Source organism: Peribacillus sp. NPDC097225, assembly GCF_044761955.1.
Classification (GTDB): Bacteria; Bacillota; Bacilli; order Bacillales; family DSM-1321; genus Peribacillus.
Genome location: NZ_JBIWDJ010000004.1, coordinates 168,253 through 194,372 on the forward strand (window position 1 = coordinate 168,253; position 26,120 = coordinate 194,372).

The window sequence follows — 26,120 nt, forward strand, 5'->3', positions numbered from 1 at the left end:
CTCCTCTGCTCATAGATGATGGACGGAATGCGGTTTCCGTCCATTTTAATCAAACGTTTGATTAAGGGTTATTTTCGGTAGAAATCGATTAATCCCTTGGCTGTTGCCTCTGCATTTATCTTATATGTTCCGTTTTCCACTTGGATTTTCAGTTCATCCACCTTCGCCTGTCTAGCAGCTGGAATGGGTGATAATTGCTGCATCTCTTTCGCGGCTGAAGATATTTCCACTTTGTCTGAGGGGTTGACCTTGGAATCTTTGACATTCCCCACTTTATTGATTTGAGTATTATAGGGATTCACACCCGTTACACCGACGTTATTGATTTTCATATTCCAGATCCTCTCCTTCGGTCGATTTTTTTTATCTATTCTTATCAACATCCACATATTTACGATTCCTTTAACAGACGATGAGAAAGACTCACAGCTGTGTTTATTATCCATACTAGTATTATCGACAAGGAATAGATTTATTTGATGATTTCTTAGAATCTTTCCTTCGACATCCTTTGTCGAATTCTGTTCTCAATATAGAATATTCTAACAAAATTCCAGCCAAGAAGCTAAGATATACACTTTATAGATCTTTCGTAAAGTATGTATTTTTTTTATCGCGTTCCTCAATCTCAAGGCGACGCTTTTCTTCATTTTCATACGTTTCTAGACCCGAACGAATGGACTGGCTACATGAATCACATAATCTCCCGCTCCGGATGACTGTCCCGCACTTTTCACAGGGAATACCCAGGTTCGGAAATTGAGCAATTCTCAGCTTTCCCGTTTTCACAAACTTAATGATTAGTTCTTCCTCGACACCTGTCGCATCCACCACCTGTACCATGGACGCCGTACGATTGCTTTTCTTCCGGATGTAATCATACACCTTATCAAATTGCGCTTCTTCTTCTTTATAGCAAGCATCGCAAACATCGCGGAATTTCGATTTAACAAATAACGAGTTACAGTTCGGACAGTTGAATAAATCCACTTCGGGTGTCCCCCTCGACTATATTCTTATACTTTATATATCGAATAGAAAAAGCGATACTTTAGGAAGTTTGTAAAAATACTCACTTTTACCTAGCCAGCGTAATCGAGGAAATGTCTCCTGCACCGGCAAGTTTCAAGGCTTTTGCTGCATGCCTTAACGTCGACCCAGTCGTGTAAATGTCATCCACGATTACAATCGATTTGTTCTGTATCGCGTCCAGCTCCACAGCTTGAAAGACCTGTGGCAATGATATCCGCTCTTCACGTGACTTTTTCGATTGCTTTTCGGTATGAAGGCGTGTAAGGAGCTCCATTGTTTCAAGATCCAATAGATCTGTTAAGGCTTGTGCCTGATTGAACCCGCGCTCCTTCAACCGCTCCCCGCTAAGCGGAATCACCGTCACAATATCATATTTCAGGTCCTTCATTCTTTCTCTTAAAAAGGGGACGAAGGCTTCAGCCAATGCGTAATCTCCTCTGTACTTATACTTTGCAATGATGTCTTTCAGGAATTCATTATAATGAAATAGCGAGATGTTCTGCGTTAAATGCCCTTTCCACTTTTCATCTTTTTCCCATCTCACACAATCTAAACATCGATCCCCCACCCGAAACTTCTCATCCAACTCCCTGGAGCAAATCGAACAGGTCTCGCCACTTATCACCTCAAGCCTTGATTCACATTCCTCGCAGATCACTTTCGCTTCAACTTTCAGCAATAAACTCCTCCATGTCAGGACGTCCTTCATCTCTTCATCGCAAAATAAACATCTACGCATCCAGTAGCCCCCTTTTCCTGGCCTCCAGGTTCATCTTTTCAATATGACGGATGCTCTCTAGCATCGCCCGGCTTTTTCCATAGTGAAAAAACGTGACCGTGCCCCTCGGATAAGCAGAGCTTCTGCCCACACGTCCGGCAATCTGGACGAGGGCACTCTCGGAAAACACCTCATGTTCAGCTCCAATCACTGCCACCTCCAGACGTTCGATCGTGACACCTCGCTCCAAGATGGTCGTCGTCAATAACCCTGGCACTTCACCATCCCTTAATGCCTGCACCCTTTCCTTTCGCTCCGGATGCTTTGAATGAACGGCTTCTACTTTCGGGTCCAGCTCTTGAAACAGAGGAAGCACCTGCTCCATCACTTCAATACTCGGGAAAAATAATAATAGGGGCGTCTTTTTCTGTAGGCGGTCGCTTACCCACTTCTTGATCACAGGAGGAATCCTTTTTTGGAGGAACTGCTTTTGCCAATTGCCACCCCACTTCATTTCAGGTACAGGAATGGGCTGCCCGTGATACCGTGCTGGTATGGTCACTGCTTGCAGTTTTCCGTTTTGGTAAGCTTGTTGCATTGGTTTGGAGGGTGTCGCCGTTAAGTAGATGCTGGTCGAAGTTGGTTTCTTGGATTTCTGGACCGCATCATGCAGCGATTTATCCATGGAGTAGGGGAACGCATCGACTTCATCAATGATGATGACATCGAATGCTTTGGAAAAGCGAAAAAGCTGATGGGTAGTGGAAACGGTAAGGGGGGATGGTTTATGCCGATCTTCGCTCCCCCCATAGAGGGCGGATACTTCGATTGCCGGGAAAGCCCTTTTTAAACGGGGAGCTAGTTCTAGTACGACATCGGTACGGGGTGTCGCGATGCAAATCCGCTTCCCAGCTAGCAAGCCTGCTTCGATTCCTGCAAACAGGACTTCCGTCTTCCCGGCACCGCACACGGCCCATACGAGGAATTCCCCGTTCTTTTGGATGGCTTGAACGACACAATCCGAGGCCGTTTGCTGGCCTGCCGAAAGTGTTCCCTCCCAGCCCAGAACCTGATCCGGAATAGGAAACGCGAGTGGAGGACCACTCCAGCTGTATAATTTACTACATTCACTGACCCGCCCCATCATGATGCAGGACCGGCAGTACGTACAATCTTGATGGCACACTTTACATGGAAATGTATAAAACAAGGAAGGATCCTTGTTCCCACAGCGTATGCATGTGAAGCGCCCATTCTCGCGCCGTACGCCATTAATTTCTGAAACATAGCCTTGAGTAATTTCTTCAGTCAGGATTTCTTTTGGGAAAGGGATTTCCGCTGCCAACAGCAGCCGTCCAGCGAGGTGTTTCTGAAGTTCTTTTGAAAAGGGGAGAGTATTCACATTCCTACCTTCTTTCTTGTAAACTGATGGCTCTTGATTAGAATTCTCGCATTCTATAAGTGAATCCTTTTTTAATCACAAAAAAAACGCCTCTCCTCTGGAAAGACGTTCATCCTTTAGATTTTATACCAGCCCATTCCCATTGCGCCTTCACCCAGATGCGTCCCGATGACAGGGCCGAAATAGCCAAGGCTGAACTCCACATTCGGGAATCGCGCTTCAAGTTCCGTTTTCCATTCCGTCGCTTCCTCTTCCCGCTTGGCATGGATGATGACCGCTCTATACGGGAGCCCGCTTGCCGCGTCTTCACCAAGTAAATCCGCAATCCGTTTCATCGCTTTCTTTCTCGTGCGGATTTTTTCAAACGGTACGATGACCTTGTCAACAAAGTGAAGAAGAGGCTTCACTTGAAGTAGACTTCCGATCAACGCTTGAGCACTACTAAGTCGTCCGCCACGTTGCAGATGGGATAAATCATCTGCCATGAAATAGGCCCGGACGGACTGCTTCATTTCCCGGAGCCTCGCCATGATTTCGTCTGCAGATTTGTCATCAAGGGCCATCTGTGCTGCTTCAAGAACATAAAGCCCTTGGACCATGCAGCTGATTTCGGAGTCAAAGGCATGGACCCGAATCCCTTCAACCATGTCACCGGCTGCAATGGCCCCTTGGTACGTCCCGCTTATCCCACTCGATAGATGAATCGAAATGACATCGTTGTAATTCTGCTTCAGTTCTTCAAACTTCTCGACAAACAAACCAATCGGAGGCTGTGAAGTGGTCGGCAACTTTTCTTGCTTTTTAACTTCTTCATAAAATTCATCTGCGGTAATATCCACTTCTTCCCGGTATGCCTCATTCGAGAAAATCACATTAAGCGGCATCATATGTATATGTAATCGTTCACGCATTTCCTTAGGTATATATGCAGTGCTGTCTGTTACGACTGCCGTTTTCATAGTATAGTACCATCCTTAAACATATTTACTCTCTGTACTTATTCAACATTCTATAGGAAAAAGCCTTTATTTGCATTAAATAGCTTTCCTTTCTCCTATGATTGTCATGATAAGTCAAACAAAAAAGCCGGCCCTCCCTACGCGATGCGTAACGGAAGAACCGGACAAAATCATGAATTCATTTATTTCACTTCGACCCAGCCGTTTTTGATAGCCATGACAACGGCCTGCGTACGGTCATTTACATTCATTTTCTGAAGAATGTTACTTACGTGGTTCTTGACGGTTTTCTCACTGATATAAAGCGTTTCACCGATGGCACGGTTACTTTTTCCGTCAGCTAGAAGTTGAAGGACTTCACACTCGCGTCGAGTCAACAAGTGAAGAGGTCTTCTGATTTCCACAGCGTATAGGGAATCGCGATCAGCGCCTTCTTCAGCGGCCAAACGGCGATATTCCTTGACCAGATTGTGCGTCACTTTCGGGTGAAGGTATGAACCGCCTTCAGCAACAACACGAACTGCATCGATCAATGCATCTGCGTCCATTTCTTTTAACAGATAGCCTTGTGCTCCTGTTTTCAATGCATGCTGTACATAGTTTTCATCATCATGAATCGATAAAATGATGACCTTTGTATCAGGATAACGTTGTACCAGCATCTTCGTTGCTTCTACCCCGTTCATATTCGGCATGTTGATATCCATGATAACAACGTCTGGCTTGTGCTCTTCTACGAGGTCCATAGCCTCGCTTCCGTCATCGCCCTCGGCGACAACGTCAAAGGATGATTCAAAATCTAAAATACGCTTAACGCCTTCGCGGAAAAGCTGATGGTCATCGATAATGATGATACTTGTCTTCAACGGCTTCTTCCTCCTAATTTCTATTTAAATGCCTCTGCATTTGGATGTTTATTTTAATTGATAAGGGACTTGAATCAATACCAACGTTCCTGCCCCCGGCTGCGAGTCTATCGTCATACTTCCTTCGAGGAGCTCGACTCTTTCCCTCATTCCGACTAAGCCGAAAGAACCCTCTTTTTGGATGGCCGCATCGAACCCTTTTCCATCATCTTTAATGACGACGGTTACTAGCTCTTTGGAAATGGATAGTTTGACACTAATATGTTTGGGCTGAGCATGTTTTAATGAATTCTGCACGGCCTCTTGCACCAGCCGGAACAAAGCGACCTCCATATCGGAGGGAAGCCTTATGACTTGGCCCATATTGGCAAAATTCAGACGCACGCCGCTATTGATATTATAGTCTTCGGTTGTTTGTAGATATTTTCTGAGGGTAGGAACTAGTCCTAAATCATCAAGCGCCATAGGACGAAGATCATAAATGATTCTGCGCACCTCATATAATGCATTACGCACCATGACTTTTAAGCTGCGGATTTCCACAAGTGCTTCATCAGGACCTCTCTCCCGTTGGACACGTTCAATTAAATCCGAACGCATCATGACGTTGGCGAGCATTTGTGCCGGACCGTCATGAATTTCCCGCGAGAGCTTTTTGCGCTCCTGCTCCTGGGCTTCGATGATCTTCAAGCCGAAGTCTTGCTTACGCTTAGCTTCTTGCAGGGCTTCCCCTACAAATTTCAAGTCCTGGGTTAAATAATTCTGTACAACAGAGATTTGCGAGACAAGATGTGCGGCTTTATCAATCGTCTGTTGCAATCCTTTTATTCTGAGTTCAAGTTCATCCCGTCTATTACGAAGCTCTTTTTCAAGTTGCCTGTTCATTTGTAAATCGACTTGCAACTTATGAGCCCTTTCATACGCATCGCGCACCTGTTCCTCAGAAAAATGGTTGAAGTGCATACTGACTTCAGAAAGCCTTTTTCGAGCAAACCTTGCTTTAGAATCCAGTGAATCGCTGTCATTTATCATTATCGCAACTCTTACTTTCACATCTTCAAGCTCTTTTGTCAGTGATTCGAAATCTTTGCGACATTGCTCTTCAATATCAAATACTTCATTCCGGCTTTCACTGACCGTGCTTACCATTGTTTCTAAGATCTTGTCCAATGCTTTAGCATCAACCTTGTGTATGGACATCAAGATCCCTCCACTTAAATCAACACACTTTAACCATGTTGTTGTCATTTAGACTATGTATACGGAAAACGATTCATTTTCCTAATTCATGAATGTTTATATTACAGCAGGAAACATATAAGAAGAAACCTTCATGAACATATTGTACCAAAAAAAGAAGAAAAATACGTTACTTTCAATAATGGATTTACACAAAATATACATATTTAGCATACTTCGAGCTCATTGGGCTGATACAGAATTGAGGATGAACGGCCCACTTGTAAAGATAAGAAATCTCATTATCCCATACAACTTATCCTAATCAAATAAAATTGAATATTCTACACCCTTAATTATTATACGAAACAGAAAATTACTAAAATGGCCTAATTCCTTATATGCATGAACTCTATCAGGAAGAGTCCAGAATATCGTCCAAAACGCATTGATTTAGCCATAAAGATATTCTTTTAAGCATAAAAATACAACTACGAAAGATTTACAGTCAATAAAATTAATTATAACACGTACAAATTTTTCTTATATTAAAGTTTCTTTACACATGTTTAATTTACGTCAAACTTCGTTGCCACAATTCGAGCTAAGACTTATAATTAATCGATTATATAGAAAGAACGAAGGTGAAAAAGTCATGCTCCCTCATTATTTAACGGTAAAAGGACGAGGGGAACACGAAATCGTCATTGAAAAATCCCGGTTCATTTCCCATGTCGCCCGAGTCGAAACAGAAGAAGCAGCACAGGCCTTTATTCAGGAAATAAAGAAAAGACACAAAGATGCAACCCATAATTGTTCAGCTTATATGATAGGCGAACAAAATCAAATCCAAAAAGCCCTCGATGACGGCGAACCAAGCGGAACGGCAGGCGTACCCATCCTTGAAGTCCTTAAGAAGAAAGACCTCAAAGATACAGCCGTCGTGGTCACGCGTTATTTCGGAGGCATCAAGCTCGGTGCGGGCGGTCTCATCCGTGCTTATAGCAAATCCACTTCAGAAGGAATCAATACAACAGGTGTGGTCGCACGGAAACTAATGCGTGTGATGTCCACAAGCGTCGAATATACATGGCTCGGAAAAGTGGAAAATGCACTACGCTCCTCTATTTATCAAATGAAAGATATCCAATACCTTGATCAAGTCATTCTCCACGTTTATGTGGAGGAAGGGCAGAAGCAGGCGTATATAGATTGGATGACTGAGCTGACGAATGGCCAGGGACGTATAGCCGAAGGCGAAATTCTATACTTGGAAGAGGAACTCATGTAGGACAAGACATTTCCTTTTTTTACTATTTTTCACGTGAAAAAGAAATATTTATTTTACGAATTCATGAAATCCATGTAAAATTAACTGTAATGCTTGACGATATATTGAAGGATTCGAAGAATAGCGATTTGTACCTGCTATTTAAAAGGAGAAGAAAAGATGTCTACTACTAGACGTGTTTATAAAATTAAAAAAACGAAGAAAAAACGAAGAAAAAGGCTTTGGCTATTTCTCGTCCCCCTATTGGTTCTCGCTTTAGGTGCCACTACGTATGCCGCCAGTTTATATGTGAAGGCGCAAAACGTGTTCGATGGCTCCTACGACCCTGTCGAGGCTTCAGCGAAGCGGGATGAAGTGGTAGACCCGCTCGAAGATAATTTCTCGATCCTGTTCATTGGAATCGATGACAGCGAAGAACGTGACTATCAAGGAAATTCCCGCTCGGATGCCTTGATCTTGGCTACATTCAACAAAGATCAGAAGTCGATTAAGCTTATGAGCATCCCACGTGATTCATATGTGTACGTACCGGAAAAAGGCGTGACCACGAAAATCAATGCGGCCCACGCGGCAGGCGGTCCAAAAGCCACGATGGCAACAGTTGAGAATTTGTTTGATATTCCGGTTGATTACTATGTCAGAATGAACTTCAAAGCCTTCATTGATGTCGTCGATTCGCTAGATGGCATCCAAGTCGATGTACCTTATGAAATGTATGAAATGGATTCACATGACAAGAAGAATGCCATTCATCTAAAAGAAGGATTACAGACTGTTGATGGGGAAGAAGCATTGGCCTTTGCCCGGACACGGAAGAAGGATAGCGATATCCAACGTGGCGAACGTCAGCAGGAAGTCCTGAAAGCCATCATCTCCAAAGCTACTACGGTCGGTGCCTTGACGAAATACACCAATGTAATGGAAGCTGTAGGCGACAACATGACAACCAACCTTAAATTTTCACAAATTAAAGGCTTCATCAAATATGTGACGGGCGACAATGGCCTTAATCTAGAAACGGTCAAGCTCGAGGGTACCGATTCAACCATTAACGGAACGTACTACTACCAATTGAACGAAACCTCCGTTGAAAACATTAAAACGCTGTTACAATCCCACTTGAACTTGGGACCAACGAAGGCTAGCAGTCAAGCGAATGCCACTGAATCACAGATTGAATAAAATAACCCCCACATCCATGGATGTGGGGGTTATTTTATTTACCGGATAATTGTTTTCTTTCCCTTTTAATCGGGGTTTCCAAGATCCGTTTCAGGATTCGTTCATTATTATTCGTATCGATATACGTAAAGATTAACTCTTTTCGTAAAGCTACATCATTTCTTTCCTTCAATCCGTTTTTAATGATTTCTTCCAGCTTGATTAACAGGTCTTCCTCCGTATAGACGACATCCCCTAAGAACGTCTCTTCTATCGGTCTCAAAATGCCATTCGCGAAGAATACATCTTGATCGAAGTGATAATAGATCACCGGTTTTCCCAACAAGGTAAAATCAAATGAAACAGATGAGAAGTCCGTAATCATGACGCTATTTTCTTTCAATAGATCCTGTACAGTCCTCGTTCCTAGTTCCACCAATTGAATTCTGGATGTTTCGAATTGCACATTGTCGGCCATGAATTCCTGCATCCGATAATGAGGATAGAAATTAAGCTTTAAATCATGTTCCTCAAGCAATGATTGCAACTTTTCAGATTGCAAAAATCCAATATATTTATGGAAATAAAGGGAATTCATGAGCTTATTTTCCGTCGTGATCCATTCACGCCACGTTGGAATCAAAAGGATTTCCCGTTTAGGATGGTGATTTTCCTGTAACTTATCAAAGCGGGACAGACCTGTGACGATGACTTCATCCTCTAGGTACCCGAATTCTTTTACGACCATTTTCTTCTCATGCTCTGATGAAACGACGAACAAGTCGAATGGGTATTTATAGTATTTCTTATGGTATTCCACGTTTTTCCTACCCAACACTCCATGCTGAAGAAAGACCTTATGCGCTTTTTGATAATTCTTCATTTTGATTCCTTTAAAGGGAAGGAAGTATTCCAGATCATGTGTTCCAATCAATTTAGTGGCCCGTAAGCACTTTTCTATATGCTCCCGGCTACCGATATCAAGAACATGGTCGAGGTCTTCCAGACGTTCTTTATCCTTCGCCTTAGGATCGATGGCATAATAGACTTCTCTTTCAGGATAGTTATCTCTCATGAATTTGAAGAATTGGTACCCATTATCTTGAGCCGTATCCGGCCGTTCGCCGACGATCCAGATCTCTTCGTCCGTTTCTTTCATCTGGAATTCTTGAATCTGATTATACATCTCTTTTTCATATAAGAAGCTTTCTAGCTTCAAATTCCCTTTAGGGGTGGTCGTTAAATGATATTCAACTACATGATCCTGATCCTGATCCTGTTCCCCTTGTAAGGTCAATAGGACATGATCTTTAAAGTAATCAAACTCCTTTAAACCGAGTTTAACTTTACGATAAAACTCTTCCCCTTTTAAAACGATGAAGAAATCGATGATCCCCTTGAATTCCGATACAAGTTTACCCAATTCCATAACGGGAACCTTACATATAAACCCGTTGTTTTCTGGGTCGTCGCCGCCAACCATCTCTAATGGCAACTCGAAGTATTCTTCGGAATGACGGTTCGTCAAGCAAAGGTTAAAGTCGCAGGTTTCCGTACTGTTTGGAATATCGAATAGGGCGTTTCCTTCAATGACAAGTTGATCATGATCCACATAGAATGTGTGGGCATCCCGGTGAAAGGGCATTTTGGCGAACCTAAAGGAAAGGTTACCGTACATGGTCGGGTAGAATTCCCCGAAATAATACTCATCCAGAAAATGCGTTTTGTATTGGCTATCCAATTCCAATGCTGTTTCTTCCTCATCCAGTTTGACCCTAATATTATAAAACGAAGAATCCTCCAATTTATGACTCAAGTAGGCATCCAACTTCTGAGACCACTCAAGGGAACCATCATGGAACCTTTCTAACTCGATAGACGTATGTATGAATACGATTCCACCTTTGTTGGAAAGCGTAACGGGGACATCCAAGAATTCATTCGATTGTCTTTCCCGTAAGCGAAAGTAGAAATCGTTCTCTTTCCCAGCAAAAATCTCCTGGAATACCGATTGTTTGAACTCAAAGGACAGCTCTACTACCTTATCCTGGAAATCAGCTACAATCTTACTGGCCATTATATTGATAAGGGAGGTCTTTGCTGAAAGTTTCCCTTTCTTCGATTCCACTTTAACAAGCACGGCATCTTTATAACGTGGGACTTGGAATGTACAAAGCTCATTTTTCTCCTGTAAATCACTCACATAGCAAGGATAAAAATACTCATCGTTTTCATGTACAACCATAATCGATAAATCCCACTTGCCTTTTGGGAACATCGGATATAAATCCATATTGATTTTCGCATTGAAGTCATTTCCTTCAATAGTTAAAGGCGCTTTAAGATACATCCCATTCTTTTTCTTGAATGCAAAGAAATAATCGGCATCAGGGAAGTTCCCTTTGAAGAACTGGTGGTGGATTTCCCCGTCCACAAGGATTTCCTTCCCGTTATAATTCACGGAATGAACGACATTCGGTATATCATAAATGGCATGGATTTTGTCTTTAAATCCGACTCTCAAAAAGACTTCGTTTTCTTTACTTACATTCAAGACGAACATGTACTTATTTGATTCAAAGAATGAGTTCACTTTTTGCTCTTGATAATCTCTTTTCAATTGAAGGCGCGATGACTTTCCTTCTACATTAATAAACAAATCATAGTTCCGCTTTTTCTTTTCTAGTTGAAGTTCTTCTTTTTTTATCGTGAAAGCATATGTATAAAAATCAGCAGCAGTTTCCACCAGCTGGCCTACTTGTTGATGGACCTTCACTTTTTTTCGATTATGTAGGTCAAGTGAAACGGTCGCTTTCTTTGGCTTTGGCACAGACTCATTAGTTATTTCGACATAGAATTCCACTTCGCTCGGATGGTCGATGACTTTAGCCAAATTGGCAACCGGTGGATTGTCAGGCATATTCGCTCTTGATAGTTTCCCTTTGATCTTCTGTATATATGAATTAAGCACAGAAAAAACCCCCTTTGTTTTATTATATATGATTGAACGCATATCGTTCACGTCAGTTATGATTTTCCTAAAATAACAAAAGGCCTCCAAGCAAACGTATTTGCAGATACGTTATGGAGGCCTTTTCTATTCATCCATCAAACTTATTCTCCATATTCAGTGGCACATAAAAAGTTATGATTTATTTTTAAAGTTAAGCATTTTTAACAGCGGCTGATAATCGGAACCGACCAGCCCGATTTTCTCGACCAATATCTCAATGAGCACGAGGATACCGGCTACAAGTATCAACGCTCCCCATAATGTCGCAAAGGAGAAGATGATCGCAGCGAGTCCAAAGCATGCTGCTAATGCATAAATGAGTATAACCGTCTGCTTATGAGTGAAACCTAAGTTCAATAAGCAATGATGTAGATGCGATTTGTCAGCTGCCGAAATCGGTTGCTTATTGACAAGCCGGCGAATGATCGCAAAGAATGTATCCGAAATGGGAACACCCAAGATGATGATCGGGACAATCAAGGAAATCATCGTGACGTTTTTGAATCCAAGCAAGGAAAGTACCGCGATGATATACCCGAGGAACAGGGCACCTGTATCCCCCATGAAAATCTTTGCCGGGTGAAAATTGTATTTCAAGAACCCGAGTGTGCTACCAATGACAATCAAGGCAATCGTCGCAACAAATAAATCTCCTTTGATAAGGGCCATCGTCGCGATGGTCACCAAAGCGATCGTCGAGACCCCACCTGCAAGTCCGTCTAGGCCATCAATCAAATTGATGGCATTGATGATGCCGACAATCCATAAAATCGTGATGGGGATACTGAAGATCCCAAACTCAAGCTTATCCGTGAAAAATGGAAGATTAATAAATTCCACTTCAAGGCCGCCCCATAACACGATGATGAGAGCAGCTAAAATCTGGCCTAAAAACTTAGGCGCAGCCCTTAATTCATATATATCATCCGCAATACCAATCAAAATGATGACAAGGGCGCCGACCAACAGTGGCAACTGCCCTAAAAAATCATCCGTGAAAACCAGTACAGTAATTAAAAAACTCAAGAATATCGCCAAACCACCCATGCGTGGCATAATTTTTACGTGAACTTTCCGCTCATTCGGTTTATCGGTTGCTCCAAGTTTAAAGGCGAGTTTCCCGACAAATGGAGTCAAAAGAAGAGATAAAAAGAATGCTACAAATAAGGCCCCTATTAACATCAAGAACCACCTCTATTCAACTTAAAATCTAATACCCTAATAATCTATAAAACAAACTATATATGTCATTACTTAATTTTTATTCATCCTCAAATAAATATTATATATGTTTTCAGCTAAAATCTCTATAGGAAAGTTGTTTTTTGCAAATTTTTGTAAATTAATTCCTATCTTTGTCAACTTTCCGTCTTTTTTCAGGATGATGGCCTCGCGGATGCTTTCCGTGATTTCCTGGACATTGCCCACCTGGGTAATCCAACCATGTTCTCTATCGGGTATGAGTTCCTTCACTCCACCGACATCACTTGTAAGGGCCGGCAATCCAGCTCTCGCCCCTTCCAATAGAACAAGCGGAAAACTCTCACTTATCGAAGTCAGCAAGGTCATATCTGCCAAAGGATAGAGCCTTTCCATATCCTCACGGTACCCTAAAAAGAACACATGGTCAGATAATCCCTTATCCAAAACCACCTGTTCTAATGCACGCCTTCTTCTGCCATCTCCAACAATCAACAACCTTATATGAGGAAATTCCAAAACCAAGTCAGCTACTGCTTCCAAGGCGAATTCATGCCCCTTCACCGGTTCTAGCCTGGCTGTCATGATCATGACGAAATCATCCGCTTCCAAACCGAACTCCGCCCTTTGATAAGGTTCGTCTATGTTCTGTTCAAAATTCATGCCATTCATGATTTTCGTGATTCTGGTGGGTGATATTCCCTGACCAGTCAATTCATCTTTAAATTCATTGGAAATCGCCAATAGATGATCCGCTTGCTTTAATGACAATAGATGCAAGCTTGTATAGAGCTTCCCTTTTAGCCCCATCCCTAAAAAATCATAAGCAGGGGAGCTGTGTACAGTAAGGACCCACGGACATTTTACCAACCGCTTTAAAAGCACACCGTAAATATTAGCCCGTGGTCCATGTGTATGAATGATGTCTATATGATGTAGACGGATAAAGTTCCGTAAAGGTTTCAATATGGTCAAATCAAATTTGGATCGTTGCCTGAAAATTTCGGTTTGAATGCCAGAAGCCACTGCCTGACGATACAATTCCCCTTCTTCAAACACGCCAAGCAGGCACTCTTCTTTATTTAGTTGATTCAGCAAGGACAGAATATGAAACATACCACCGCCGGTTTCATTTCCAGCGTTTAGGTGCAAGATTTTCATCCAGTCCACTCCTTATTGTTTAGGAACGCTGTACCTTTCTCCTTATCCGCCTGACCTTCCATACGAATTGTGGCAACACCAGCATCCGCTTCCATCGGGAAGGCTCCTGAATCAGCCGGTACATCCATTCAAGACGCATTTTTTGCCACACAACGGGAGCCCGGTTCACCTTCCCTGCGAGAACATCGAAGCTTCCGCCGACTCCCATGAAAAGCCCTTTCTTAAACAAGGGATAGTGGAGCGATGTCCACTTTTCCTGCCGTGGAAAGCCTAAGGCCGTCAAAACGATGTCCGGTTCAAGATCCGCTATCGATTTCGCCAAGGTTTCATCCTCAATATCAATATAACCGTGATGATGGCCTACCAGGTTTAGTCCAGGATACTGCTGTTGGACTTTGGCGGCCGCTTTTTCGATCACGGATTCCTCCGCCCCCAATAAATACACCTTAAGTGCTTGTTCATTGGCAATGGAGAAAAGTTCATTCATCAGGTCGAACCCTGTAATTCGCTCCTGTAGTGGTTGATCCAGCCATTTGGACGCCATAATGATACCTATGCCATCCGGGGTAATGTAATCCGCGTTCGTAATGATGTCCTTATAATCCTGATGTTCATTTGCATACTCCACAATTTCGGGATTTGCCGTTACGACAAACGTTTTTTCTTGATTTCTCATTCTTGGATAAAGCATCTGATTTATAAATTCATCCATATTCGTATCTATAAAGGGAATCGTTAAGATTTCCACAAACTTCTCGCTCATATTTTTTCAGCCTTTCATATGTACTATATATTTAGAGGGTCAGGAATTATTCAATGTTTTTCTCATACACATCTTATAACGGAACCTTCATGCAAAGGTGGTTTATCGTCATTGAAGCTTCTTGAAAAATATTCACTGCCCATTCTGATCGCGTGCCTACTCTTCCCTTTAGCCATGCCTAATCCGATTGTCGGCTACGCCGCAACCGCAACGCTGGTCGTTTTCGCATTCATCCATAAAAAACATCTGCTATTCATTCTATTCATGTACTTCCCTGCCCGACCCTTATTCATGGAACTAAACAACGGATTAACCTATACCGGTGACCTCATCATCCTCATCTTATTTCTTTCTACGCTGATTGAAAGAGTGAAGAATAAAAAGTGGTCAACCGCAAACTATCATTTTACAGTTCCATTTTTGTTGTTCTGCTTAGTCGGTGTGATCGCCGCATTCATTACCGGTGTGGATCTCATTCCGATTCTATTTGAACTACGGGCATTGCTCGTGACCTTCTTGCTCCTCTACATTATCGGTGAACTACATCTAGAAAGAAAGGATATCTTACTCTTTTTAAAGGGGATGCTCCTATTTGCGGTCGCACTTTCCATTCACGGTTTAATCGAGAAAGGTTTCTCGCGCACGATTCTCATTCCTGACAGTTGGGGCGCATGGGATCTCCCTCCGATAAACAACATGAGAATTTATGGACCAGCAGCCAATCCCAATGTATTTGCCTTATTTTTAGGGATTCAGTTCTTTTTTAGTTTCTTTCTCTTCCAAGCTGCCAAAAAAAATAGAGTCTGGATTTTTCTTTCGTCCGCCCTGATATTCGGGACCTTATTATTCACCTATTCCAGGGGTACGATGATTGCATTCGGAATGGCCTCTCTCCTGTATATCATCCTGACAAAAAACAAACCGTTTTTTCTATATGGGTTGGGTTCATTCCTTTGCGGCCTGCTTCTCATCTACTTTCCCATTTCATTCACATCAAGCAATGATGAGCTGTCCGCTTCCGTTCCTGTCGACACCATGATGATAGGGAGCTTGCCTCCCGAAGATGATCAGGCCCTCTCCAAGCGGTTTTCGGAGATTTATTCTGATGAGAGCTTAAGCCAGAGTGCAGAGTGGGGTCGGTTATATGTGGTGATCAAAGGACTGGAAATTTTCATGGACCATCCTGTAATCGGTACAGGGCTTGCGACTTTCGGAGATTCCGCCACCCTTTCCTTTTCATCGCCGATTTATCAGGAATACGGAATTGGCGAAAACATGTATACAGATAACCAATACATCCAGGTTCTGGTCCAGACCGGCCTGCTCGGCTTGGCGGCCGTTTTCGGATTTGTTTTTTTAACCTATCGCACACTACTTCACAGCAGCAACCGGTCGGCGGCCACTTTCACCATCTGCCTATTGCTGGCAGCGCTTATAGCCGGACTTTTTTATAATATCCTTGAAGATAAGACATTTACGCTCTTCTTTTATAGTTGTTTAGGCTTTTGTTTACAAAAGGACATCTTTTCAAAGGATTGAACCTATGCCTGCACTTTCACATGTTGTTAAATCGGTAGGAATCGTCACCATCATCGGTGCCATTGGAAAAGTCCTGGGCTTTGGGCGGGAATCCATCATCGCTGCGTACTTCGGTGCATCATCGACGGCCGACATCTTCTTTGTCGCAAGCCTTATTCCGACCATACTATTTACCGCACTCGGCAGTGGCCTTCAAGCGGGTGTCATCCCCATCTATTTGGAGAAAAAAGAGAGAAACCCAAGAAAAGCCGATGAGTTCATCAGTGTTTTGGGCTCCTTTTTCGTGATGGTTGCCATCATCCTGACCCTCCTCTGCCTTCTCTTCACAAAGCCGCTCGTCTGGATGGTAGCCCCAGGGTTCACGGGTTCTGCACTCGAATTAACGGAAGTATTGACTAGGATCATGCTGCCAAGTTTACTGTTTTTCACACTTGCCTACATGGCAACAGGAATCCTGCAAGCCAATCAGCGTTTCCTGCTTCCCGCCTTCACGTCAACGGCTCACAATACGGTGATCATTGTAGCCACGGTCTTATTCGCAGCACTCTTTGGTGTGAAAGGATTGGCCTGGGGATTTTTAATCGGGGCCGCCAGTCAATTCTTGATTCAATTCCCGGCATTAAAAAAGGACCATTTTCACTTGGTGTTTTCTTTCAAATCACATAAACGGGAAATCATTGAGGCATTGTCGATGTTTTACCCGATCATCATCGCGGCATTGGCACTCCAGCTGAATAGTGTCGTCGACCGGATCATCGCGACCTCACTTGAGTCAGGAAGCGTGTCGGCCCTTAACTATGCAAACCGGCTGCTTTGGCTGCCACTGAGCATTGTCCTTACACCCATCATTACCGTACTGTATCCTTCCATCGTCGGTCGTGCCCTTGAAAGTTATCGTGCTTTTCTCACTCTTACCTTAAAAGGGCTGAAGGCACTTGCCTTTTTATCAGTCCCCTTTATGGTCGTCATGTTGGTCAGTGGGAAAAGCTTGATCGCACTTGCCTTTCAACGTGGTGCCTTTGATGCGTCCGCAACAGACACCACCTATGCCGCTTTCTTCTTTTATGCGGCAGCCCTTCCCTTTTTTGCAGCGAGGGATTATTTGATGAATGCCTTTTACGCCTTGAAAAAAACGAAAATGGCGATGTATTCCTGCTTGAGTGCCGTTTTACTGAATATCCTGCTCAGCTGGGTGCTATCGCGTTTTCTCGGTGTCGGAGGAATCGCCCTTGCAACAGGCCTTTCGATGCTCCTCCAATGTATCTTCCTGTTCAGCTTGCTACACGTGAACACGACAAAAGCGGATGCATCCTTATTCACTGACATTCTTCAAGAGATGGGCAAGCTTTTGGTCATGGGTAGCATCCTCTATGGAATCGCTTCATGGCTTCATCCATATAGTATAGAGTTTCCGATTTTCCTTGAATTGAGTATGATCACCGCTCTCGTATTCGGAGGTTATCTCCTTCTATCCTTCCTTTTTAAAAGCAGCAGCCTCCAGATTTTAAGAAACATCCGTTCAAGAAATTAAAGAATTTGGATACTCACCATTCAAAAGAAAGGATCATCGTATGAACATTTTGATGACAACGATATTTTCCTATCCCCATGAGGGAGGCCTGTCCAGTCACATCACGACGTTGAAAAGCGGCTTAGAATCGATGGGACATACGGTGGATATTTTATCCTTCTCGCACTTGCCGGCATTCAGGAAAACGCTCTTTGCAAAAGCCCCTGGCTTTCTATTGAATTCAATGAAAAAAGGGAGCGGACAGCTGTTTAACGACCGGCAACGGATGAAATTATTGACTGCAACCATTAAAAAATCAACGAAAAGGTACGACATCATCCATGCCCAGGATATCTTTGCGACCCTTGCTTCCATTGAAGCCGGAATCCCGACGATCCAAACGGTGCATGGATATTATTCATTTGAGGCAATTAGCAGGGGCGCCATTTTCGAGAACAGCGAGGAGGACTTACTGCTTCAAGAGTATGAAAGAAAAGCCTATCGTTCAGCGGCAAAAGTCGTGACGGTCGACCGGCGCATCAAGGAATACATCGGCCATGCTGCACATGTCGAGGCCACCACGATCAAAAACTTCATTGATGTCACTGCTTTCAAACCCGAAACCACCAACCTGGAAGACACGCAAAAACGATTTCGAATTCCTTCACATAAAAAGGTGCTTCTCGTCCCAAGGCGGATGACGAAAAAAAACGGTGTCATCTACCCCCTCCTCGCTCTTCCAGAAGTGCTGAAAAAGCATCCTGATACGGTGTTAGTCTATGCCGGGACAGGGGAGCAACAAAGCAAGCTTGAAGAAACGGCAACAAAGCTTTGTCTGCAAGAGTCCGTGCTCTTCCTCGGTTCTGTTCCCTATGAGAATATGAATAACGTGTATGGCGCTTCTGATATCGTCCTCATCCCGAGTGTCCATTCACACGGAGTGGAAGAAGCCACCTCCATTTCAGCCTTAGAAGCAATGGGCTCCGGGTCACCCGTCATTGCCAGCATGATCGGCGGACTTAAAGAAATCATTACAGATGGGGAAGACGGACTGCTAGTGGAAGAAAAGAATCCCGTGGAACTCGCTCAAGCCATTACAATGCTGCTTAACGATTCCTCCCAAGGCGAGAGGCTCGCCATAAAAGCCAGAGAAAAAATCGAGCTGGAATACTCTCATCTAACAGCCGCCAAGCATTTTATGGACGTGTATCAAGAAGTGCTCGACACAAAAACAGGCAGACCCAAGTTTTGAGCCTGCCTGTTTTTTATACTGTTGCTTGACTGCGTTTTTCCATTTGCTCTTCGCGATATTTTTTTTGTTCCTTTTTGGACATCGCTTTATATTCCTTCAAGAACGTTTCATATTGTGGCATGACTTCTTTCATCGTGCCATATGCTTTAACTTCCCCATATTCCAGCCACAATGCCTTCGAACAGAACTTCTTCATCTGACCGATTGAATGGCTGACGAAGAACATCGTTTTGCCTTTTTCCTTGAATTCATTCATCTTTTCCAAGCACTTTTCAGCGAAGTTTTTATCGCCGACCGATAAAGCCTCGTCAATGATCATGATATCCGGGTCGATATGGACCGAAATGGAGAATCCAAGTCGCGACTTCATCCCGCTTGAGTAGGATTTTACCGGTTGATTGATGAACTTACCCAGTTCCGAAAACTCGATGATTTCAGGCTCCAGCTCACGGATTTGCTTTTTATCGAATCCGAGCATCAGCATTTTCAATTCGATGTTTTCTCTCCCGGTCAATTGATTATTAAGACCGGATGAAACGGCGATCAACGCCGTCTTACCATTCGTCACGACGTTTCCATCCGTTGCCGGTACGATTCCGGCAATGATATTCGATAACGTGGATTTCCCTGAGCCATTGACCCCGACAAATCCGATGACGTCACCTTTTTCCGCTTCAAAGCTAACGTTTCTCAGCGCATAATACTCTTCCCCATAGCTTTTGGGCAAAAGGAGGTCGAGAAGCTTTTCCGAGTTTTTATTATATAATTTATATTTCTTCGTTACGTTTTTGACAATTACCGATTTTTCCAATATCTCACTTCCAGTTTACTTAAAGTCAACAAAGCGATCTCTAAATCTAACATGCAGCGAGGAACCTATCAAAAAGAAGACGAGTACGACTGCCCAGAAATAAAGTGTGTATTCCCAATGACCGATGAAGTACCATGATTCCCCCAACAACGAAGCGCGATACCCTTCTACTATATAGTATAGGGGATTCAGCTTCATAATACTGACGATTGTCGGATGCTGGGTGGCATCTAGTATCCAAAGGATGGGTGTTAAATAAAACAAGATTTTCATCAATGACTGGATCATATTGTGTACATCACGGATGACAGTTGATAACGTCGAGGTGATCAATCCGAACGAAAACAGCAACGCTACCGTCGCAACGATGTAATATGGCAGTTGAATGATGTAAAACGTCGGGACATATCCCGTGAACGCTAAAAGGATGATGATGACTACCAGTAACATAAAGTGCTGATACAACTTCGCAAAAATAACATAAGAAGGAATGACACTCATGGGAAAGTTCATCTTGGACACCATATTCAATCTCGAATAGATCGATTTGGACGCCTGGGTCGTGGCTGGGTTCACGAAGAACCAGACAACGATTCCCGCCATCAGCCATGGTAAGAACGGATGGCCATCCACATCTTGACGATTGAAGATCCCGAATCCGAACACGAACCAATAAATCGCAATCTGAATCATCGGATTGATGATTTCCCAGAGGATTCCCAGGTAGTTATTGCTGTTGGCACTTTTCATTTCATAGGCTGACAAGCGTCTAACCAAATAAAAATTATTGATTTGTTCTTTTAAAACGGTCAAAGCTGAACTCATATATTACACAGACCTTCCTAAAAACACTTTTTCTACGATACGGCGTGAAGCCTGACCATCCTCGAGTGCACAAAACTTCTCATGGAACTGATCCAACTCTACGGGCTTCTCCAATTTCATCGCCTTGATGCTTTCAATGACAGCATCCGACGACCTTACTAACGGACCTGGTGCGGTCCCTTCAAAATCGAAATAAAACCCGCGAAGCTTGTCCCTGTATTTTTCAATATCATATACATAGAACAACATCGGTCGCTGTAAATTTGCGTAATCAAAGAAAACCGATGAATAATCCGTTATTAATAAATCTGAAATGAGATACAAATGGCTAATATCCTCATAACTCGATGCATCGTAAGCAAAGCCTTGATAAGCCGACAAATCCAAGTTCTCGGAAATCAAATAATGAAGACGGAGTAAAATGACATACTCATCCCCTAATTCCTGTCTCATTTGATCCAAATTCAGCTTTATTTCAAACTTATATTTTCCTTTGCTATAAAACTCATCGTCTCTCCAAGTGGGGGCATATAAAATGACCTTTTTCTCCACCGGTACCCCTATTTTCTGTTTCAATGAGTCGATTGTAACACGATTATTCCCATTATACAGTAAATCATTGCGTGGATAACCGGTTTCCAGAATTTTAGAGGTGTCGACATTAAAAGCGCGCGCAAAAATCTCGCTGGAATAGGCATTCGGAGAAATCAGATAATCCCATTTGCTTGATTCAGCATGGAAATTCTCTTTATAGCTCTCCGTCGTCGTCCCAGGCATATGGACTTCCTTCATATCTGACGCAAGTTTCTTCAATGGCGTACCATGCCAGGTTTGCAAATATACGGTATGCTTCGGCTTGGGAATCCATAGCGGCATCCTGCTATTCGTCACCCAATAATGGGCACGCGTCATCTTAAGCAACCATCCTACCGAAAACCGTTTGAGGTGGGGAATGCCCGCCTCTTCAAACAGTGCCGTATACCTTTTATCGACACTCCAATACATTTTATATTCAGGATGGTTACTCTGCAAGTATTCATATATTGCACGTGGATTACAGCTGTATTGTTTTCCTAAAAAGCTTTCGAAAATAACAAGCTTTTGATCGACCGGCAGCACTTTCCCCGCCAGAGTGAAAGCCAATTTATATGCGTTGGTGAGTAACCCCTTCACCTTTCTTACTATCGATGACATACCCTTCTCCTTTCATAAAAAGAGCCGGCTGGTAGACAGCCGGTTTATTCACGTTCTTCCTTCGATATACTATCCGTTTCGTTTCGTGCCCTTTTCAAACACTTCTTCTACAACACGTTTAGCAGATTGCCCGGATTCCAAATAACAGAATTTCTGATAAAACTCTTCAAATCTTTCGCTTAACTTAAATTGATTGCTTTCCATATGTTTAACCTCTGCGATAAGCTCTTCGGTCGTTTTCGTTAAAAGACCGGGCGCCTTTTCTTCAAAATCAAAATAAAAGCCCCGTAAATTATCACGATAATCCTCAATGTCGTACGTAAAGAAAATCATCGGTCTTCTTAAATTCGCATAATCGAAAAATACGGAGGAATAATCGGTTACCAGTATATCAGATATCAAATAAAGCTCCCGAATATCTTCTAGGTGAGAGAAATCATACGCAAAGCCATCAAATTCAGTGAGGTCCATATTTTGGGCGACTAAATAGTGCATACGCATAATGACGATATATGAGTCACCAAGTTCTTCCCGCATTCTTGCCAAATCCAGTTCCAGATTGAATTTGTACTTCCCTTTCTGGAAAAACTGATTGTCCCTCCAAGTCGGGGCATACAGAATAAGTTTCTTATCAAGCGGAAGATTGAATTTCCTTTTCAGTTCCGTGATTGTTTCCTCATCATTACAGGTATGAAGAAAATCATTACGTGGGTAACCCGACTCGATGATTTCCTTATCGAACTGAAACGCCCGTTTGAATATTTCCGTTGAATAAGCATTCGGGGAAACCAAGTAATCCCAATTGCTCGCTTCCTTCAGGAAATTCGCTTTATATTTATTCGTATTCGTTCCAGGCATATGCACTTCTTCCATGTCCATCGCCAGTCGTTTAAGCGGCGTACCATGCCAGGTTTGGACGTAAACCGTATGCTTGGGCTTTGGGATCCAAAGCGGGAACCGGACATTATTGACCCAATACTTTGCCCTTGTCATGATGAAAAGCCAACGCATCGAAAATCGTCTGACATACTCGACGTCTTTTTGAGCAAAATACTTCATAGAAGCCCGGTCCACACTCCAGATCATTGTATAATCCGGATGATGTTCCTTCATGTATTCATATATCGCCCTTGGACTATCGCTATACTGCTTACCATGGTAGCTTTCGAAGACCACCAACTTTTTATTGGCCGGTATGAGCCGGCTGACGACGGCAAACGCAGCTTTGTACCATTTTTTAATGCGCTTGCTTCGGCGGGTCCTCACCCATTTGTTTCTCAATCCTTGGACGACCTCGGTTTTGAAGTTATACCGTGAAACGGATAGAGAGAAATATTTCGAAATTTTTGTTGCTTTTATTTTAACTTGAACCTTTTTCCCATCCTGTGTCAGGATGCTTCTGCTCGGAAGATTTTCAAGCGAGCTACATTTCATCCTTAAACTGGTTAGCTGATCATGAATGCCATCGATTTGATAATCAAGCACTACGTAAAAAGAGAAATACTTGGCCTCGTCATAGTCTATCTGATCAAGGAGATTAACGGAGCCTTTAAAACCGATATTCTTCGGTAGATGACTTCCACTGTACTTTTCAACCAAATCTATACGGTCCACATTTTGCAAAGGGACCACCGTTTCCTCTTCGGTTCTATTATTCCGAACAAGCATGTTAATCTGACTGAACTCGTACTTCTTCAATTGAAATAAAGGTGGATAGTTAAAAAAACCGGAAAACTCCAGGGTACCGTCCTTCTGCAGGTTCAGTGCATCGAACATGGAAAAGAGTTTATAGTCATTCGCATAAAAGGAAAGGTTCCCCTTTTTAGTCGAGAAAGGATAAAACATTTTCTTACGATCCTCAAGAACGATGGAATGCATATTTAATTGCCGATTTTGAGAGCTTATTCTAGATTTGACCGCATCTTCCTCTATCTTCCTAACGATATGAAGATCCCACATTTCACCATCAAGAAATTTATCCGTATGTGAGCTGAACGGCACCGTCACCTCAAATATATGATACTCATGTGTTTGTTCCTTTTTCACAAATTCCAAGTTGATGATATCATCTTCGTTATACCGATTCGTTAAAATAAATGAGAAATCTTCTATACCTTCCAAAAAAGTATGCTCAATGGCCACTTCCAGGTAATACACGCCATTATCCAAGTGCACACTCATCGTCTTTCTATTCTTCAAAACATTACTCTCCATACGGAAGAATTTCCCCTCTCAATTACATGCCAGCATTAAGTATTATTATTATAGGATTTCACTAACCCAAATTCAAACATACATTACACAAGTTTAGTCACTTTTATCATTCCACAAGAAAGAAAATATAATATTATAGGAAAAGTATACATACTGTACCATCATCATCGGTTGATCAGTCGTGAAATAAATAGTAATCCTTGAATAACATCCGATTTAACTGTAAAATGATATCCAAATTGACCAAGGATATTATAAATTCAACAGGATTGTAAAAATTTTGTGGTCCAATTGTAAATTTAATGCGGTATAATTAAATCGACCATCAAATGGCCCATAAATGATAAGCTACTTTTTCACTATATTCTTAATATCGACCATTCAGAGTAAATATATAAATTTTCGTTAAATAGGAGGAACAAACATGAAGAAAGTTATTACTTACGGAACCTTTGATTTACTTCACTGGGGACATATTAATCTACTAAAGAGAGCTAAAGACTTAGGAGATTATCTAATCGTTGCAATTTCTACGGATGAATTCAATGCATTAAAAGATAAAAAATCCTACCATAGCTTTGAAAACAGAAAAATGATCCTAGAATCCATTCGTTACGTGGATGAAGTCATCCCGGAAAACACATGGGAACAAAAGAAAGAAGATATCATTCGTGAAGGCGTAGATGTTTTTGTCATGGGAGATGACTGGAAAGGCAAATTCGATGAATTGGCTGAAGTTTGTGAAGTCGTATACCTTCCAAGAACAATCGGAATATCCACTTCCCAAATCAAAGATGACCTTTTAAAAGTTACCAATGGCTAGGGAGATCGCAATAGAGATTTATTTATTAGGCTTCAAAGTCCTATTCTCCATTTTCAAGCTATTTCCATTAAGAGAGAAAACGACCTTTGTCACTTCTTTCGGAGATAACTGTCAACATATTGCTGAAGAAATGGACAGGCAGGACCTTCCCATTCAAAAAGTCTTATTAATTAAATCAAGTAGCCATATACACGTAAAGGACGATGGGAAAACCATCGTCCTTCCGTTTGAAACGAAACATATCCCAGCCATGATTCGATCCATTTATCACCTGGCCACATCCAAATGGATCATCATGGATAACTATTTTGGTTTTCTTTCGGCGGTAACATTCAAAAAGCCCGTAAGCCGTGTACAAGTCTGGCATGCGGCCGGTGCCGTCAAGAAATTCGGTGCCAAGGACCCTTCGATTGTAGATCGTTCCCCCAGGGCCAGAAAACGATTTTTAAGCGTCTATCAACAATTCGATTATGTCACGACCGGTTCAGATAAAATGGCCGGGATTTATCAGGAAAGTTTTCAGTTGCCGGATTCCCATATAATCAGAACAGGAATTCCGCGTACCGACTTCTTTTTTAATGAACGTGCAAAACAGGATGCAAGACGGGCACTGTTGACCAAATATCCCGAACTTGAGAATAAGAAAATCATCTTGTATGCCCCCACTTTTCGGAATGCCGACTTAAACTCGGGAAAGGTTGCTCTCGATTTAGCATTGCTCTACAGAGAACTACAAAAAGAGAACTATGCGGTACTACTCAAGCTTCATCCAGCTGTAACAGCTGAACATGATGTCATGCATCAATTTCCTGGATTCGTGTATCCCGTTACCGGCGATTTTCACGTAAACGAGCTTCTCGTAAGCACCGACCTTCTCATAACGGACTACTCATCGATTCCGTTTGAGTTTTCCATTTTACAAAAGCCCATAATTTTCTTTGCCTATGACTTGCAAGAATACGAAGAAGAGCGTGGGTTTTGGGAAGATTACGAGTCCTCGATGCCAGGGCCCATCGTCACAACAACAGAAGAACTTCTCGAGAAAATTCGTACAGCTGATTACCAGTTAGAAAAAGTCGAACCCTTCAAGCAAAAATGGAATCAGTATTCAAACGGGGATTCGAGCAGAAATCTGGTCGACTTCCTTTTTCCTAAAAAATAGACTATTTCAACCACCCTAAATACAAGGGTGGTTTTTTATGTAAAT

The 26,120-nt window shown here is 42.5% G+C and carries 21 protein-coding genes and 1 pseudogene; 7 read left to right on the forward strand and 15 right to left on the reverse strand.

Annotated elements, in window-relative coordinates:
• Positions 1 to 68: 68 nt before the first annotated feature.
• The 7 genes from flgM to ACIQXH_RS13660 form a co-directional block, all read right to left on the reverse strand.
• The gene (gene flgM / locus ACIQXH_RS13630; RefSeq protein ID WP_402954641.1) at positions 69 to 332 is read right to left on the reverse strand and encodes a flagellar biosynthesis anti-sigma factor FlgM; all 264 of its coding nucleotides are present in this window, start codon (positions 330 to 332) and stop codon (positions 69 to 71) included.
• Between the two features lie 247 nt (positions 333 to 579).
• Entirely contained in the window at positions 580 to 990 is a 411-nt protein-coding gene (locus ACIQXH_RS13635) for a TIGR03826 family flagellar region protein (protein ID WP_403124016.1), read from the reverse strand.
• Positions 991 to 1,078: 88 nt separating this feature from the next.
• Positions 1,079 to 1,771 carry a ComFC family protein gene (locus ACIQXH_RS13640; RefSeq protein WP_403124018.1) on the reverse strand — a complete coding sequence of 231 codons (693 nt, stop codon included), beginning with the start codon at positions 1,769 to 1,771 and terminating at the stop codon, positions 1,079 to 1,081.
• Complete coding sequence (locus ACIQXH_RS13645) at positions 1,764 to 3,152, reverse strand: ATP-dependent helicase ComFA (protein ID WP_403124021.1); 1,389 nt, start codon at positions 3,150 to 3,152, stop codon at positions 1,764 to 1,766. Before ACIQXH_RS13645 ends, ACIQXH_RS13640 begins: the two co-directional genes overlap by 8 nt.
• 116 nt (positions 3,153 to 3,268) lie before the next feature.
• A complete protein-coding gene (locus ACIQXH_RS13650; protein WP_403124024.1) occupies positions 3,269 to 4,111 on the reverse strand; it encodes a DegV family protein in 843 nt (280 codons plus the stop codon).
• Between the two features lie 182 nt (positions 4,112 to 4,293).
• On the reverse strand, positions 4,294 to 4,977 hold the full coding sequence (locus ACIQXH_RS13655) for a response regulator (RefSeq protein ID WP_402870571.1): 684 nt from the start codon (positions 4,975 to 4,977) through the stop codon (positions 4,294 to 4,296).
• Positions 4,978 to 5,025: 48 nt separating this feature from the next.
• Positions 5,026 to 6,177: a sensor histidine kinase gene (locus tag ACIQXH_RS13660; protein ID WP_402870570.1), complete on the reverse strand. Its 1,152-nt coding sequence runs from the start codon at positions 6,175 to 6,177 to the stop codon at positions 5,026 to 5,028.
• A gap of 634 nt (positions 6,178 to 6,811) precedes the next feature.
• Between ACIQXH_RS13660 and ACIQXH_RS13665 the strand changes: the two genes are divergently transcribed.
• Together ACIQXH_RS13665 and ACIQXH_RS13670 are read left to right on the forward strand one after the other, a co-directional pair.
• The gene (locus ACIQXH_RS13665) at positions 6,812 to 7,447 is read left to right on the forward strand and encodes a YigZ family protein (RefSeq protein ID WP_403124028.1); all 636 of its coding nucleotides are present in this window, start codon (positions 6,812 to 6,814) and stop codon (positions 7,445 to 7,447) included.
• A 159-nt stretch (positions 7,448 to 7,606) separates the two neighbouring features.
• Positions 7,607 to 8,629 carry an LCP family protein gene (locus ACIQXH_RS13670; protein WP_402870567.1) on the forward strand — a complete coding sequence of 341 codons (1,023 nt, stop codon included), beginning with the start codon at positions 7,607 to 7,609 and terminating at the stop codon, positions 8,627 to 8,629.
• A gap of 34 nt (positions 8,630 to 8,663) precedes the next feature.
• Here the strand turns inward: ACIQXH_RS13670 and ACIQXH_RS13675 are convergent, their stop codons facing one another.
• The 4 genes from ACIQXH_RS13675 to ACIQXH_RS13690 form a co-directional block, all read right to left on the reverse strand.
• Positions 8,664 to 11,579 (reverse strand): CDP-glycerol glycerophosphotransferase family protein, encoded by a 2,916-nt coding sequence (locus tag ACIQXH_RS13675; RefSeq protein WP_403124032.1) that lies wholly within the window; start codon positions 11,577 to 11,579, stop codon positions 8,664 to 8,666.
• 174 nt (positions 11,580 to 11,753) lie between these two features.
• Positions 11,754 to 12,803, reverse strand: a complete 1,050-nt coding sequence (locus ACIQXH_RS13680; protein WP_402870561.1) for a glycosyltransferase family 4 protein — start codon at positions 12,801 to 12,803, stop codon at positions 11,754 to 11,756.
• Between the two features lie 72 nt (positions 12,804 to 12,875).
• A complete protein-coding gene (locus ACIQXH_RS13685; RefSeq protein WP_403124035.1) occupies positions 12,876 to 13,982 on the reverse strand; it encodes a glycosyltransferase family 4 protein in 1,107 nt (368 codons plus the stop codon).
• Positions 13,983 to 14,001: 19 nt separating this feature from the next.
• Positions 14,002 to 14,745, reverse strand: coding sequence for a WecB/TagA/CpsF family glycosyltransferase (locus ACIQXH_RS13690; protein ID WP_402992086.1), 744 nt, complete (start codon positions 14,743 to 14,745; stop codon positions 14,002 to 14,004).
• A gap of 111 nt (positions 14,746 to 14,856) precedes the next feature.
• On the opposite strand from ACIQXH_RS13690, the gene ACIQXH_RS13695 reads away from it, so the two are divergent.
• From ACIQXH_RS13695 to ACIQXH_RS13705, 3 genes are read left to right on the forward strand one after another with little or no spacing between them, the layout of a single operon-like run.
• Positions 14,857 to 16,284, forward strand: coding sequence for an O-antigen ligase family protein (locus ACIQXH_RS13695; RefSeq protein ID WP_403124040.1), 1,428 nt, complete (start codon positions 14,857 to 14,859; stop codon positions 16,282 to 16,284).
• Between the two features lie 4 nt (positions 16,285 to 16,288).
• Positions 16,289 to 17,815, forward strand: coding sequence for a murein biosynthesis integral membrane protein MurJ (gene murJ / locus ACIQXH_RS13700; RefSeq protein WP_403124043.1), 1,527 nt, complete (start codon positions 16,289 to 16,291; stop codon positions 17,813 to 17,815).
• Positions 17,816 to 17,855: 40 nt separating this feature from the next.
• Positions 17,856 to 19,046, forward strand: coding sequence for a glycosyltransferase family 4 protein (locus tag ACIQXH_RS13705; RefSeq protein ID WP_403124046.1), 1,191 nt, complete (start codon positions 17,856 to 17,858; stop codon positions 19,044 to 19,046).
• A 13-nt stretch (positions 19,047 to 19,059) separates the two neighbouring features.
• Here the strand turns inward: ACIQXH_RS13705 and tagH are convergent, their stop codons facing one another.
• The 4 genes and pseudogenes from tagH to ACIQXH_RS13725 all read right to left on the reverse strand — a co-directional run bounded on the left by tagH (position 19,060) and on the right by ACIQXH_RS13725 (position 24,090).
• Positions 19,060 to 19,857, reverse strand: coding sequence for a teichoic acids export ABC transporter ATP-binding subunit TagH (gene tagH / locus ACIQXH_RS13710; protein WP_403124049.1), 798 nt, complete (start codon positions 19,855 to 19,857; stop codon positions 19,060 to 19,062).
• A 15-nt stretch (positions 19,858 to 19,872) separates the two neighbouring features.
• On the reverse strand, positions 19,873 to 20,682 hold the full coding sequence (locus ACIQXH_RS13715) for an ABC transporter permease (RefSeq protein WP_402870544.1): 810 nt from the start codon (positions 20,680 to 20,682) through the stop codon (positions 19,873 to 19,875).
• Positions 20,683 to 20,685: 3 nt separating this feature from the next.
• Positions 20,686 to 21,888, reverse strand: a pseudogene (locus tag ACIQXH_RS13720) (CDP-glycerol glycerophosphotransferase family protein); the annotation flags it as partial.
• A 57-nt stretch (positions 21,889 to 21,945) separates the two neighbouring features.
• Positions 21,946 to 24,090 (reverse strand): CDP-glycerol glycerophosphotransferase family protein, encoded by a 2,145-nt coding sequence (locus tag ACIQXH_RS13725; RefSeq protein ID WP_483878332.1) that lies wholly within the window; start codon positions 24,088 to 24,090, stop codon positions 21,946 to 21,948.
• A gap of 424 nt (positions 24,091 to 24,514) precedes the next feature.
• On the opposite strand from ACIQXH_RS13725, the gene tagD reads away from it, so the two are divergent.
• Positions 24,515 to 24,913, forward strand: coding sequence for a glycerol-3-phosphate cytidylyltransferase (tagD, locus tag ACIQXH_RS13730; protein ID WP_402870538.1), 399 nt, complete (start codon positions 24,515 to 24,517; stop codon positions 24,911 to 24,913).
• Entirely contained in the window at positions 24,906 to 26,075 is a 1,170-nt protein-coding gene (locus tag ACIQXH_RS13735; RefSeq protein WP_403124055.1) for a CDP-glycerol glycerophosphotransferase family protein, read from the forward strand. The genes tagD and ACIQXH_RS13735 overlap by 8 nt, the downstream gene beginning before the upstream one ends.
• Positions 26,076 to 26,120: the final 45 nt, after the last annotated feature.